Origin of the sequence: Streptomyces sp. NBC_01384 (genome assembly GCF_045040035.1) — a bacterium.
Taxonomy (GTDB): domain Bacteria; phylum Actinomycetota; class Actinomycetes; order Streptomycetales; family Streptomycetaceae; genus Streptomyces.
Map to the genome: position 1 here is coordinate 1,456,916 of NZ_CP109559.1, position 14,439 is coordinate 1,471,354.

Here is a 14,439-nt window from a genome sequence, read left to right on the forward strand (position 1 = left end):
CTCATCCCTGAGCGCGTTCACTCCCCACCCCGGCAAGGAGGGGCATGTCCAGCACGCCCGCAACCCATCCCCGTGTCGTCATCATCGGCGCCGGCATCGTCGGCTGCTCCCTCGCCGACGAGCTGACCGCCCGCGGCTGGACCGACGTCACCGTTCTCGAACAGGGGCCGCTGCCCGCTCCGGGCGGCTCCACCTCGCACGCTCCGGGCCTGGTGTTCCAGACCAGCCCGTCCAAGACGCTCACCACGTTCGCGCGGTACACCGTGGAGAAGTTCAACTCCCTCCAGGTCGACGGTGTCTCCTGCTTCAACCCGGTGGGCGGCCTGGAGCTCGCGACCACGCCCGAGCGCCTCGCCGACCTGCACCGCAAGGCCGGATACGCCGCCTCCTGGGGTGTACGCGGCGAGATCGTCAGCGCGGCCCGCTGCAAGGAACTGTGGCCACTCATCGACCAGTCGGCCGTCCTCGGCGGCTTCCACACTCCCGACGACGGCCTGGCCCGCGCCGTGCTCGCGGCCCGCGCTCAGATGGAACGTGCCACTGAAAAAGGCGCCCGATTCCTGGACCGCCACACCGTCACCGGCATCGAACAGGAGAACGGCGAGGTCACCGCCGTCGTCACCGACCGCGGCACCTTCCCCGCCGACCAGGTCGTCTCCGCCGCCGGTTTCTGGGGCCCGGTCATCGGCCGGATGGCCGGGGTCGACATACCCCTGCAGCCACTCGCACACCAGTACGTGAAGACCAGGCGGCTCCCCGAGCCGGCGAAATCCACCACCGCGGCCCCCACCGACGACGCCACCACCGCAGCGCCCACCGACGCCACGAAGCCCATCCTCCGCTTCCAGGACCGCGACCTCTACTTCCGCGAGCACCACGACCGCATCGGCATCGGCAGCTACGCCCACAAGCCGCTCCCCGTAGATCCGTTCGAGATCCTCCCCTACGACGAGGCGCGCGCGAACGACATGGAGATGCCGTCCTCGTACCCCTTCACCGAAGAGGACTGGGCACCGAGCTGGGACGACTGCCGCTGGCTGATGCCCGCACTGCGCGAGACGGAGATCGAGGAAGGCTTCAACGGCGTCTTCTCCTTCACCCCCGACGGCATGCCGGTGCTCGGGGAATCCCGGAAACTCCGCGGCTTCTGGCTGGCCGAGGCCGTCTGGGTCACCCACTCCGCGGGGGTCGCGAAGGCGGTCGCCGAGTGGATGGTCGACGGACGCGCCTCCATCGACCTGCACGAATGCGACCTCACCCGGTTCGAGGACGCGCAGCGCTCACCCTCGTACGTCCGGGAACGCGGTTCGCAGCAGTTCGTCGAGGTGTACGACGTCCTCCACCCTCTCCAGCCGATGGAGCAGCCCCGTCCCCTGCGCGTCAGCCCCTTCTACGCCCGGCAGCAGGAACTCGGTGCGTACTTCCTGGAGGGCGGCGGCTGGGAGCGCCCGCACTGGTACGAGGCGAACGCCCCGCTCGTGGACGGTCTGCACCTCCCCCAGCGCGACGCCTGGTCGGCCCGCTACTGGTCGCCCATCGCCGCCGCCGAGGCGAAGACGACCCGCGAGAAGGTCGCCCTGTACGACATGACCCCGCTGCGCCGCCTCGAAGTCACCGGCCCCGGAGCCCTCGGCTTCCTCCAGCGCATGACCACCAACAACCTCCGCAAGAAGCCCGGCGCCGTCACGTACACCCTGCTCCTGGACGAGACCGGAGGCGTACGCTCCGACCTCACCGTCGCGCGCCTCGCCTCCGACCGCTTCCAAGTGGGCGCCAACTCCCCCACCGACCTCGACTGGCTGACCCGCCACGCACCCGGCGACGTACACATCAGGGACATCACCTCCGGCACCTGCTGCATCGGCGTCTGGGGTCCGCTCGCCCGCGAGCTCGTCCAGCCGCTGACCCGCGACGACTTCTCGCACAAGGGCTTCGGCTACTTCCGCGCCAAGGAGACGTACCTCGGGCACGTCCCCGTGACGGCGATGCGGCTGTCGTACGTCGGTGAGCTGGGCTGGGAGTTGTACACCTCCGCCGATCTGGGGCTCAGGCTATGGGACACACTGTGGGAGGCGGGGCGGGAGCACGGCGTGATCGCGGCCGGGCGGTCGGCCTTCAACAGTCTGCGGCTGGAGAAGGGGTACCGCGCCTGGGGCGTGGACATGACCGACGAGCACAACCCGTTCGAGGCGGGGGTCGGCTTCGCGGTCCGCATGGACAAGGACGGGTTCGTCGGCCAGGAGGCACTCCAGGACCTGGCCGCCACGGAACCGTCGCGCAGGCTCACCCCGCTCCTCCTCGACGACCCCGTCGCCGTCGTGCTCGGCAAGGAGCCCGTCTACGTCGACGGCGCCCCGGCCGGTTACGTGACCAGCGCCTCGTACGGCTACACGCTGGGCCGCTGCATCGCGTACGCCTGGCTGCCGGCGCTGCCGACCGGAACGGGCGTGCACATCGAGTACTTCGGCGAGAAGGTCCGGGCGACCGTCGCCGAAGAACCCCTCTTCGACCCGAAGATGAACCGAATCCGCCGCTGAAACCGATCAGTAGACAAGAGCCCGGCCACAAGGCATAAGGAGGCCCCTGTGTCCCCCACGTACGACGTGATCGTGATCGGTCTCGGCGGTATGGGCAGCGCCGCCGCCCACCATCTGTCCGCGCGCGGCGCCCGCGTGCTCGGCCTGGAGAAGTTCGGCCCGGTGCACAACCGCGGCTCCAGCCACGGCGGTTCGCGCGTCACCCGCCAGTCCTACTTCGAGGACCCGGCGTATGTACCGCTGCTGCTGCGCTCGTACGAGCTGTACGACGAGCTGGAGCGGGCGACGGGCCGGGAGATCGCCACCCTCTGCGGCGGTGTGATGGTGGGGCGCCCGGACTCACGGACCGTCTCCGGTTCGCTGCTCTCCGCCGAGCGGTGGGACCTCCCCCACGAGATGCTGGACGCCTCCGAGATCCGCCGCCGCTTCCCGACCCTGAACCCGAAGGACGACGAGGTCGCGCTGTACGAGGCGCGGGCCGGGCTCGTCCGTCCCGAGAACACCGTCGCCGCGCATATCCAGCTCGCCACCCGGCAGGGCGCCGACCTGCACTTCGACGAACCGATGACCCGCTGGGAGCCGTACAAGGACGGTGTACGCGTCCACACCGCCGAGAACACCTACACCGCCGGCCAGTTGGTGATCTGCCCGGGCGCGTGGGCGCCGCAGCTGCTCACCGATCTCGGGGTGCCGTTCACGATCGAGCGGCAGGTCATGTACTGGTTCCAGCCGAAGGCCGGGGTACGGCCGTTCCTGCCCGAGAATCACCCGATCTACATCTGGGAGGACGCGGCCGGAGTGCAGGTGTACGGCTTCCCTTCGATCGACGGGCCGGAGCTGGGCGCCAAGGTCGCCTTCTTCCGCAAGGGGGTCGTGACCACCCCGGAGACCGTCGACCGAACGGTCCACGAGGACGAGATCCAGGCCATGGCGGACCATATGTCCGGGTGCATCCCCGACCTGCCCGGCACCTTCCTCAAGGCTGCCACCTGCATGTACTCCAACACCCCCGACGAGCACTTCGTCATCGCCCGCCATCCCGCTCACCCGGAATCCGTGACCGTGGCCTGCGGATTCTCCGGGCACGGCTTCAAGTTCGTGCCGGTCGTCGGCGAGATCCTCGCCGATCTGGCCATGAACGGCACCACCGATCACCCGATCGACCTGTTCGACCCCCGCCGCCTCGCCGCCGCGCCCGCCTGAGGAGTACGCACGTGACGACGACCCCCGTCTCCCCGTCCCCCCTCTCCCCCAGCCTGATCGCCACCCTCCCCGGGCGCTACTACACCGACCCGGAAATCTTCCAGCAGGAGCAGGAGCGGCTCTTCGAATCGATGTGGTTCTGCGCCGTCCGCTCCGCGGATCTGGGAAAGCCCGGCGCCTTCCGCACCGTCCAGGTCGGCCGGGAGAGCGTCCTGATCACCCGCTCCCGCACGGGTGAGCTGCGCGCCTTTCTGAACATCTGCCGCCACCGCGGGGCCCGGCTGTGCACCGAGGAGTCCGGCGAGGTCCGGCGCAATCTGCAGTGTCCGTATCACTCCTGGACCTACGATCTCGACGGCAAGCTGGTCGCCGCGCCGAACCTGATCAAGATGCCGGACGTCGACCGCGTCGAGTACGGCCTGGTCAAGGTCGCACTGCGGGAGTGGCTCGGCTACGCCTGGGTGTGCCTGGCCGACGAGCCGCCCTCCTTCGAGGAGACGGTGATGGGCGCAGCCGTGGAGCGGCTGGGCAACGCGGCCGCCATCGAGCACTACGGCACCGAGAAGCTGGCGCTCGGCAAGCGCATCACCTACGACGTGAAGGCGAACTGGAAGCTGATCGTCGAGAACTTCATGGAGTGCTACCACTGCGCGACGATCCACCCCGAGCTCGTCGACGTCCTCCCGGAGTTCGCCGACGGCTACGCCGCCCAGTACTACGTGGGGCACGGCGCCGAGTTCGGCGAGGACATCCAGGGTTTCACGGTCGACGGCAGCGAGGGCTTCGGCCGGCTGCCGGACATCGCGGACGACCAGGACCGTCGCTACTACGCGATCACTGTGAAACCGACGGTCTTCATCAATCTGGTCCCGGACCATGTCATCCTGCACCGCATGTTCCCGCTCGCCGAGGACCGCACGATCGTGGAGTGCGACTGGCTCTACGCGCCGGAGGTCGTGGAGTCCGGCGCGGATGTGTCCAAGTCGGTCGAGCTCTTCCACCGGGTCAACGAACAGGATTTTGAGGCCTGTGAACGTACGCAGCCGGCGATGGCCTCGCGGGCGTACCGGAAGGGTGGTGTCCTGGTGCCCACCGAGCACCACATCGGGATCTTCCACGAGTGGCTGATCCAGCAGTTGGGGGGCCACGGTGCCTGAGGCATACGACCGACTGGGAGGCCCCCGTGCCTGACCTGTTCATTGACGGTACATGGCGAGGCGCTCTCGATGAGCGCACCCGCGAGATCCGCTGCCCCGCCGACGGCTCCCTGGTCGGGGTCGTCGACGAGGCGGGCGGCAAGGACACCGTCGAGGCGATCGCCGCCGCGCGCCGCGCCTTCGACGAGGGCCCCTGGCCCGCGACTTCGCCCGCGGACCGCGGTGACCTGCTGCTGCGCGTCGCCGACCTCCTTGTACGGGACAAGGACGCGCTTGCCCGCGCCGAGTCGCTCGACACGGGCAAGCGGCTCGTCGAGAGCGAGTACGACATCGATGACATCGCGAACTGCTTCCGTTACTTCGGGCGCACGGCCGCCGCCGAGACGGGCCGGGTCGTCGACACGGGCACGGCGAGTGTCGACAGCCGCGTCGTGTACGAGCCCGTCGGGGTGTGCGCACTGATCACTCCCTGGAACTATCCGCTCCTGCAGACGGCTTGGAAGGTCGCCCCGGCGCTCGCGGCGGGCAACACCTTCGTCCTCAAGCCGAGTGAGCTGACCCCGCACACGGCGATCCATCTGATGCGGCTGCTGGAGGAGGCCGGGCTGCCGCCGGGCGTGGCCAACCTGGTCCTCGGCGCCGGGCCGGAAGCGGGCGCCCCGCTCGGCGACCATCCGGACGTGGACCTCGTCTCCTTCACCGGCGGTCTGGGGACCGGGCGACGGCTGATGGCCGCCGCGGCCGGGACGGTGAAAAAGGTCGCCCTGGAGCTCGGCGGCAAGAACCCCAACATCGTCTTCGCCGACGCCGACTTCGAGACGGCGGTCGACATGGCGCTGACCGCGGTCTTCCTGCACTCCGGGCAGGTCTGCTCGTCCGGCGCGCGACTGCTGGTCGAGGATTCGCTGCACGACCGGTTCGTCGACGAGGTCGTCCGGCGGGCCTCGGAGATCCGGCTCGGCGGCCCGTTCGACGAGCGGGCTCAGACCGGGCCGCTGGTCTCGGCGGCGCACCGCGCCAAGGTCGAGGCGTACGTCGAGCAGGGCCTCGCGGAGGGCGCGGTGCTGCGCTGCGGTGGCGCGCGCCCGTCCGGGCCCGGCTTCGACGCGGGCTTCTACTATCTACCGACCGTGCTGGACGAGTGCTCGTCCGACATGTCCGTGGTCCAGGACGAGTCCTTCGGGCCGGTGCTGACCGTGGAGAGCTTCAGCGGCGAGGCGGAGGCCGTGCGGCTCGCCAACGACACGATCTACGGGCTCGCGGGCGCCGTCTTCACCACCGACGAGGCCAAGGCCCAGCGCGTGGCAGCCCGGTTGCGGCTCGGCACAGTGTGGATCAACGACTACCACCCCTATGTACCAGGGGCCGAATGGGGCGGTTTCAAGCAGTCCGGCTTCGGGCGCGAGCTCGGACCCTCTGGCCTCGCCGAGTACCGCGAGGCGAAGCACATCTGGCGCAACACCGACCCGTCCCCACAGGGGTGGTTCGCGTAATCCCCTGATGATCCCCCGGTGATCTCCGGATGGTCTGATCCCCTGACTCCCCCCACCCCACCCGCACGAGCCGCGTCCCTCTCCCCCGATCCAGGAGGCCGCTCATGACCGCCCATCCACCCACGACCGAACAGAACGACGACGCCGAACTCTCCGAGTTCGGCTACAAGCCCGAACTCAAGCGCACCCTCGGCAACTTCCACACCTTCGCCGCCGGCATCAGCTACATCTCCATCCTCACCGGCACCTTCCAGCTCTTCTACTTCGGCTACGGCAGTGGTGGTCCCGCCTACTGGTGGTCGTGGCCGATGGTGTTCATCGGCCAGTTCATGGTCGCGCTCTGTTTCGCCGAGCTCGCCGCCCGCTATCCCGTGGCCGGTTCCGTCTACAACTGGTCCAAGAAGGTGGGTAATCCACACATAGGCTGGCTCGCGGGCTGGATGATGCTGCTCGCGTCGATCGTGTCGATCTCGGCCGTGGCACTCGCCTATCAGTTGACGCTTCCGCAGATCTCCTCCACCTTCCAGTTCGTGGGCGACGGCACGGGCAAGTACGACGTCGCCACCAACGCGGTCCTGCTGGCGGCTGTGCTGATCCTGTTCACCACCCTGGTGAACGCCTTCGGTGTGAAGCTGATGGCGACCATCAACACGGCGGGCGTCTTCATCGAGCTGATCGCCACCGTCGTGCTGATCATCCTGTTCGCGGTGCACATCACGCGCGGCCCCCAGGTGGTCATGGACACCCAGGGCACCGGGAACGGGCAGTCGTTCGGTTACCTCGGCGCGTTCCTGGTGGCCTCGCTGGCCTCGGCGTACGTGATGTACGGATTCGACACGGCCTCGTCGCTCGGCGAGGAGTGCCTCGACCCGTCGCGCAACGCCCCGCGCGCCATCATCCGCGCGATCGTCGCCTCGTTCGTCCTGGGCGGGCTCGTGCTGCTGCTCGCGCTGATGAGCGTCTCCAGCCTGAAGGGCGACAAGCTCTCCACGGAAGGTCTGCAGTACATCGTCCTCGACGTGCTCGGGCCGACGGCCGGCAAAGCGATGCTGTGGTGCGTGCTGATCGCGGTCACGGTGTGCGCCCTCGCCGTGCACACGGCGGCGATCCGGCTGGCCTTCGCGATGGCCCGCGACAACAACCTGCCCGCGTCCTCCAAGCTGGCCAAGGTCAACCCGCGGTTCCAGACCCCGGTGCTGCCAACGGTGATCATCGGCGTCCTCGCGCTGGCGATCCTGGTGGTCAACATCCGCCAGCCGCAGATCTTCACCGTGGTCACCAGCATCGGCATCGTCATGATCTACCTGGCGTATCTGCTGGTCACCGGCCCGATGCTGGTGGCGAGGCTGCGCGGCAAGTGGCAGCCCGCGGGAGACGGCAAGTTCTCGCTCGGCCGCTGGGGGCTGCTCGTCAACATCGTCGCCGTGGTGTGGGGCGCGGCCATGACGATCAACCTGATCTGGCCACGCTCCGCGGTCTACAACGCGACGGCTCCGTACCACTGGTACCTGCGCTGGGGCGCCGTGCTGTTCGTGGGCATCGTCGCGGGCGGCGGCTTCGCCTACTACTGGTTCGTGCAGCGGCACCGGACCGGGGTGCTCGCCGAGCACAAGCTCCAGGCCTCGACGACGGCTCCGCTCGCCACTCCCGTGACCGACTGAGGACCGGCAGACGACCGGCACACGACCGGCCGAAGACCGACTGATGAGCAACGCAAGGAGGTCAACTTCCCATGAACGTCGATGAGTTCGACTATGTCGTGGTCGGCGGCGGCACCGCGGGCAACGTGGTCGCGGCCCGACTCTCCGAGGACCCGTCCGTCACCGTGTGCGTCCTGGAGGCGGGCCCCAGCGATGTCGGTGACGACGACATCCTCAAGCTGGAGCGCTGGATGGGGCTGCTGGAGTCCGGCTACGACTGGGACTACCCGGTCGAACCGCAGGCCAGCGGCAACAGTTTTATGCGGCACGCCCGCGCCAAGGTGCTCGGCGGCTGTTCCTCGCACAACTCCTGTATCGCCTTCTGGGCACCCGCGGAGGACCTGGACGACTGGGCCGCCGCGGGCTGTACGGGGTGGAGTGCGGCCGAACTCTTCCCGTTCTACCAGCGGCTGGAGTCCAACGACGCTCCCGGCGACCACCACGGCCGCACCGGCCCGGTGAGGCTGCGCACGCTGAAGGGTGAAGACCCTTGTGGCACGGCCCTGTTGGAGGCGTGTGCGCAGGCTGGCATTCCGACCACCGCCTTCAACACCGGCAAGACCGTGGTCCGGGGCGCCAACTGGTTCCAGATCAACTCCGACGAGAACAACATCCGCCAGTCCTCGTCGGTCGCGTATCTCCACCCGGTCATGGGCAAGCGGCCGAATCTGGAGGTGCGCACCGGGGTACGGGCCAAGAAACTCGTGCTCGAAGGGCGTCGCTGCGTGGGCGCCGAGTACCTGGACCCGGACCTGATCCACACCCGGACGGTGCGCGCCCGCCGCGAGGTGATCGTGTCCTGCGGGTCCATCGACACGCCCAAGCTGCTGATGCTCTCGGGCATCGGGCCCGCCGCGCATCTGCGTGACGTGGGTGTCGAGGTGGTGGTGGACTCGGCGGGTGTCGGCGAGAACCTCCAGGACCACCCCGAAGGCGTCATCATGTGGGAGGCCAAGCAGCCGATGACCACCACGTCCAGCCAGTGGTGGGAAGCGGGCATCTTCTACGACACCGAACCGGGCCTGGACCGGCCGGACCTGATGTACCACTACGGCTCGGTGCCGTTCGACATGAACACGGCTCGGCACGGGTTCCCGACGTCCGAGAACGCGTTCTGCCTCACACCGAACGTCACCCGCGCGAAGTCACGCGGCACCGTGCGGCTGCGCACGCGCGACTACCGGGACAAGCCGATGGTCGACCCGCGCTACTTCACGCACGAGCACGACGTGCGCGTGATGACGTACGGGCTGAAGCTCGCACGGAAGATCGCCTCGCAGCCCGCGCTGAGCGGCTGGGCGGGCGCCGAACTGGCTCCCGGACCTGACGTTCAGACGGACGACGAGCTGCTCGACTACATCCACAAGACCCACAACACCGTCTACCACCCGTCCTGCACCGTGAAGATGGGCGCGGACGATGACACCTCGGCCCCGCTCGACGCGCGGCTGCGGGTCAAGGGGGTGGAGGGCTTGCGGGTCGCGGACGGTTCGGTGATGCCGGATCTGATCTCCGTCAACCCCTGCATCACCACCATGATGATCGGCGAGAAGTGCGCGGACCTGGTGAAGGAGGACGTGTAGAAACACCCCGTAAGGGTCGTGGGGAACTGCGTTCCCCACGACCCTTACGTCCTACGGGGCGATCGGCGCCGGACGCTTGAACATCCGCGTCGCCGTGATCTCGGTGTGCACGGCTTCCCCGGCGGGAGCCTCACGTGGCAGTCCCGGCCGGAGGTGTTCCTCGACCCTGATGTACTTCAGCCCGGCGCGCAGATCGGCGTCGTTGCGCAGCCGGATCACGAGGGGGAACTCGGCGAGCGCGGTCGTGTCGAACAGGCCGGTGGTGTAGAGGAGTTGGACGCCGAGCGCGTCCGACACGGCCCTCTGCAACTCCAGCAGGTAGGTCGCGTTGGCGCGCCCGATGGGGTTGTCGAGGAAGAGCGTGCCGGCGTGCCGGTGCTTGTCGCGGCCCCGGTCGTTGCTGCGCAGCGCCGCCATCGTGCAGTACAGCGCGATGGCGGCGGTGAGCAGCTGACCACCGGAGAACACGTCTCCCATCTGACCGACGGGGACGCGCTCGGCGCGCAGTACGGCGTCCGGCTTGAGGATCTCCACGGCGATACCCTTCGGCTGGAGCGCGGCGCCGACTCCGCGCAGCAGCAGCGACATCCCGTCACGGCGCATGTCGGAGTTCTTCTTGACGGCCGCGCGAGTGGCCTCGTCGACGACTTCGCCGAGCCGCTCGGTGAGCATGGCCTGGTCGGGCTCCTCGAAGCGGATGCGCAGGAACTCCTGCCCGGACCACTCACCCAGCCCCTCCGGCAGCCGGGACAGCCGCTGCGCGGACCGCAGAGTGGCGAGAGCCGATTCCACCAGCCCACGCAGCCGGTCCACGATCGAGTCCCGGTTGCGCTCCAGCTGCGCCAACTCGTCCGTCAGCACCCGCAGCCGGGGCGCGAAGGCGTCCGCCCACTTCTGGGCGTGCTCGGGCAGCGCGGACGCGGGCAGCTCACGGATCTGCTGCCGGGCGGGGGTACGCACCTGCTCGTAGCGGGTGGAGTTGGCATGCCGTACGAGGATGTCGCCGGCCTCACGCACGGCGCTCTCGGCGGCGGAGAGGTCGGCGGCACAGCCGCGCAGGGAGCGGCGGGTCTCGGCGGCGGAGTGCCGTGCCTCTTCCAGGGTGCCGGGGTAGGGCTCGGGCTCCTCCTGCTCCTCGTCGGAGTGCTCGCGCAGCAGGTCGCGGAGCAGGGCAGCCGTCTCGTCGAAACCACCGGCCGCGTCCTCGGCGGCGCGATGCGCGTCGAGCAGCTCGGCGTGCGCCTCGCGGGCCTGGCTGAGCGCCTCGGTGCGGGAGGCGAGTTCACCGGTGGCCGTGCGCAGCAGCGACTGCGCGTGCTCGGCGTCGCGCGGGATCAGTTCCTCCGACAGCTCGGTGTGGACCTCGCCGTCCTCGGGCGCGTGCCGTTCGGCCTCACCGCGCAGCCGCCCGAGCTGCTCGCTCGCGGTCGACATCCGGGTCTCCAGGAGCTGCACGAGCTCCTCGGCGCGGGCGACCGCGGCCTGCCGGGACGGTCCGTCGGAACCGTCGGGCGATTCCAGGAGCTGCGCGGCGCGCGTGCGCACCTTGTTGCTGAGCCGGTCCAGCTCGGCGAGGGCCGCGCTCTCGTCGCTCTCGGCCCGCGCCTGCTCGGCGCGGAGATCGGCGCCGACGCCGACCTTCTCGTACAGCTGCGACGCGGACCGGTAGGCCTCGCGCAGGGCGGGCAGTGAGGACTTCGCCGCGTGGGACTCGTCCTCCGATACGTCGTCGGGGGCGCCCGCGATCTCCGCACGCTCGGCGCGCAGCGCACGGGCCGTGCGGCGGGCGTCGTCGGCGGCGCGCTGGGCAGCGCGACGGTCCTCGTCGGCGGCACGGGCGCGCTCCAGGCAGACCTGGGCGCGGGCCTCCGACTCGGCGGCCTCGTCGGCGAGTTCGCGCACCTTGACCTGCCAGCCGGCGCGTTCGCGCAGGCGGAAGGCGAGTCCGGCGAGCGCGTCGGCGGCGCGCCGGGCGCGCTGGGCGGCGTCCTGCCGCTCGTCCCTTACAAGTGCTGCCTCGGCCGCCGTCTCGTCGGCCTCGGCCCGCACGGTGCGCGCCTCGGCGAGCTCGGCCTCGGCCTCCTCGGCGAACGCGCGCGCGTGCCCGGCCGCTGCGGCCAGTTCGACGAGCCGCCCGGCGGGGCAGCCGGTGCGCCAGGACGCGAGCCGCGCCGCCAGCTCCCGGTCCTTGCCGAGCCGGGCCGCGAGCGTACGGATCTCCTCGTCCCGCTCGGTCGCACGGGTGCGCAGCGCCTGTCGCTCCTCGTCGGCGGCGTGCTCGTCGTGCATGGCCGGGTTCGGCGGTACGAGGAAGACGCCGCTGTCGCCCGCGTCAGGGGCCGGGGTCGGGGCGAGCAGCGCGGCGGCCGTGCCGACGGCGACGGCGGAGCGCGGCAGCAGCGCCGCGTCGATGAGCGCCTCGCGGGCCCGCGCGTGGGTGTCCGGGTCGGTGATGATCACGCCGTCGACGAGCTCGGGCCGGGCGGCCAGCACGCGCGCGTGGTCGGCGGGGTCGACGGCCTGGGCGAGGTAGCGCCAGCCGGGCAGCGCGGGGATGCCGTGCTCGCCGAGGTACTCGACGGTGGCGAGCACGTCCGGGCCGGGCGGCAGCAGTCCGCCGTCGCCGAGAGCGCCGAGGATCCGGGCGTCGTCGGCAGCGGCGGTCCGCAGCTCGAAGAGCTGGCGCTCGGCGGAGGCGACGCCGTCGTCGAGCAGCTCGCGCAGTTCGTCGGCGTACTGGTCCAACTCCTCGGGGGTGAGGGCGCCTTCGTCCTCCGTCCAGATGTCGGCGGAGGTGCTGCGGACACCTCGGCCGGTGTCGCGGTCCTTGCCGTGACCGCCGGAGGCAGCGGCGTCCCCGGCCGCCCGGGGCACCGGTACCCCGCCGCGTCGCGTTCCGGAGGCACCCGGCAGGCTGAGCAGCTCCGCGAGCCGCTCCTCCCGGGCCAGTGCCTCCGCCGTACGGCGCTCTCCGTCGTACGCGCGCTCGGCCGCCGTCGCCGCGTCCGCCGCGCGGGCGGCCGTCAGCTCGGCGCGGGACTCGGCGGACGCCGCCTCGCGGGCGTGCTCCGAGGCCCGTCGCGAGGCCTCCCGCGCGGTGTCCCACGCCGCGACGGCCGCCTTCTCGGCGTCGCTGGCGGCGAGGGCGGCGCGGGCCGGGTCGGCGTCGGGCGCGCTGTCGTCGAGCCAGCCCGCGCGCACCGCCTCGGCGGTCTCCTGCTCGACCTCGCTGAGGCGCTGACGCAGATGTCCGACCTCGCTGCGGGCGCGCTGTGCGGCGGTGGCCGCGGCGGTCGAGTCCGCGTACGCGGTCTCACCGACCTCTTGGAGTCCGGCGGACCGCTCCTCCTCCTCGTTGGCGAGCGTCTCGGCGCCTTCGGCGGCGCGGTGCAGGGCACGTACGAGGTCGACGGCGGCCTTGGCGCGGGCGGCGAGCGCGGGTGCGGCGTCCCGCTCGGCCTCGAGGATCGCGGCGGCCACGCGCGCGGAGCGGTCGGCGGCGGCGCGGTGTCGCAGGACGAGCTCGGCGGCCTGCCAGGAGGAGTGCAGGGTGCGCGCGTCGGCCAGTTCGCGCTTCTGGGCGGCCGCGGACTTCTCGGCCCCGGCGAGCGCCAACGAGGCGTGGCGGTAGGCGAGTTCGGCGGTGATCAGCGCGCTGCGCTCGCGGGCGCCCTCGGCGTGGGTGACGGCGTACGCGGCGGCGGTCACCCGCTGCGCGAGTTCTCCGGCGCGGACGCGCTCCCGCACGGCCCGTGCGGACAGCCGCCGGGCCAGCGTGCGGGTACGCCGCTCGGCGCCCGCATGGATGTCACGCGCGCGTGCCCGTGCCTCGGCTGCCTCGACGATCCGACCGAGCAGATCCACGGAGCCCGCCGTGAAGTCCCGCTCGGCGATCAGCTCGGCCCGCCGCCCCAGCTTGTTGCCGAAGCCGCCGACCAGGTCGGCGAGCCCGTCGGTGTCCCGCGTGTCGGTCACCGCGCGCAGCAGCAGGTCGGTGAAGTCGGAGTCCTTCTTGACCGCGAAGAGGCCGGCGGCCTCGCCCTCGTCGGCGTTCATCTCCCGCTGGTAGCGGAAGAGTTCGGGGTCGAGGCCGAGTTCCGTCAGATGCTCGTTCCAGCGGTCGTGGATCTCCTCCCAGTGCACTTCGAGATGGGGGTAGGCCTTGCCCGCCTCGGTGAGGGCGTCCCGGAAGCCCTTCATGGTGCGCCGCCGCCCCTGGGCGCCGGACGCGCCCTCGACGGGCGGCCGGACGGCGGTCGCCTCGGCGACGGGCAGGTTGTCCAGGCTCAGCCCGGGACCGGGCCGGAAGGAGTACCAGGCTTCGGCGAACTTCCGCGGGTCGTTGGAGACCTGCCGCCCCCGCCACTCGCTGGCCTTGCCGACCACGACGCACTCGCCGGTCAGTGTGTGCTGCCACTCCAGCGCGACATGACCGCAGTCGTCGGCGAGCAGGAACTTGCGCAGCACTCCGGAGCTGGCGCCGCCCAGTGTGTTGCGGTGGCCCGGCAGCATCACCGAGAAGATCAGCTTGAGCAGCACCGACTTGCCGCCGCCGTTCTCCAGGAACAGCACGCCGGCGGGCGCGGGCCGGCGCGGCGGCCCGACGGGCTCCTCCTCGAAGAACTCCGCCTGCATGGGCGCGGGGTCGGGCACGGGCTCGCCTACACCCCGCAGGTCCAGCACGGTGTCGGCGTAGCGCGCACCGGCAGGCCCGATGGAGTAGAGGCGGACCCGGGACAGCTCGTACATGGCGGCGGACTCTCGTG

The 14,439-nt window shown here is 70.8% G+C and carries 7 protein-coding genes; 6 read left to right on the top strand and 1 reads right to left on the bottom strand.

All coding sequences use genetic code 11. From position 1 onward, the window contains the following. Positions 1 to 44 precede the first annotated feature (44 nt). The 6 genes from OG747_RS06435 to OG747_RS06460 all read left to right on the top strand — a co-directional run bounded on the left by OG747_RS06435 (position 45) and on the right by OG747_RS06460 (position 9,673). Positions 45 to 2,537 carry an FAD-dependent oxidoreductase gene (locus tag OG747_RS06435; protein WP_405878322.1) on the top strand — a complete coding sequence of 831 codons (2,493 nt, stop codon included), beginning with the start codon at positions 45 to 47 and terminating at the stop codon, positions 2,535 to 2,537. A gap of 48 nt (positions 2,538 to 2,585) precedes the next feature. Beyond that, positions 2,586 to 3,740, top strand: coding sequence for an N-methyl-L-tryptophan oxidase (gene solA / locus OG747_RS06440; RefSeq protein WP_405878323.1), 1,155 nt, complete (start codon positions 2,586 to 2,588; stop codon positions 3,738 to 3,740). An 11-nt stretch (positions 3,741 to 3,751) separates the two neighbouring features. Continuing rightward, positions 3,752 to 4,897 (top strand): aromatic ring-hydroxylating dioxygenase subunit alpha, encoded by a 1,146-nt coding sequence (locus OG747_RS06445; protein WP_405878324.1) that lies wholly within the window; start codon positions 3,752 to 3,754, stop codon positions 4,895 to 4,897. A gap of 26 nt (positions 4,898 to 4,923) precedes the next feature. Further along, the gene (locus tag OG747_RS06450; RefSeq protein ID WP_405878325.1) at positions 4,924 to 6,390 is read left to right on the top strand and encodes an aldehyde dehydrogenase family protein; all 1,467 of its coding nucleotides are present in this window, start codon (positions 4,924 to 4,926) and stop codon (positions 6,388 to 6,390) included. A gap of 104 nt (positions 6,391 to 6,494) precedes the next feature. After that, positions 6,495 to 8,051 (top strand): APC family permease, encoded by a 1,557-nt coding sequence (locus OG747_RS06455; RefSeq protein ID WP_405878326.1) that lies wholly within the window; start codon positions 6,495 to 6,497, stop codon positions 8,049 to 8,051. A 71-nt stretch (positions 8,052 to 8,122) separates the two neighbouring features. Beyond that, positions 8,123 to 9,673: a GMC family oxidoreductase gene (locus OG747_RS06460; protein ID WP_405878327.1), complete on the top strand. Its 1,551-nt coding sequence runs from the start codon at positions 8,123 to 8,125 to the stop codon at positions 9,671 to 9,673. Positions 9,674 to 9,724: 51 nt separating this feature from the next. Here OG747_RS06460 and OG747_RS06465 read toward each other — a convergent pair whose 3' ends face one another. Beyond that, a complete protein-coding gene (locus tag OG747_RS06465; RefSeq protein ID WP_405878328.1) occupies positions 9,725 to 14,422 on the bottom strand; it encodes a hypothetical protein in 4,698 nt (1,565 codons plus the stop codon). Positions 14,423 to 14,439 lie beyond the last annotated feature (17 nt).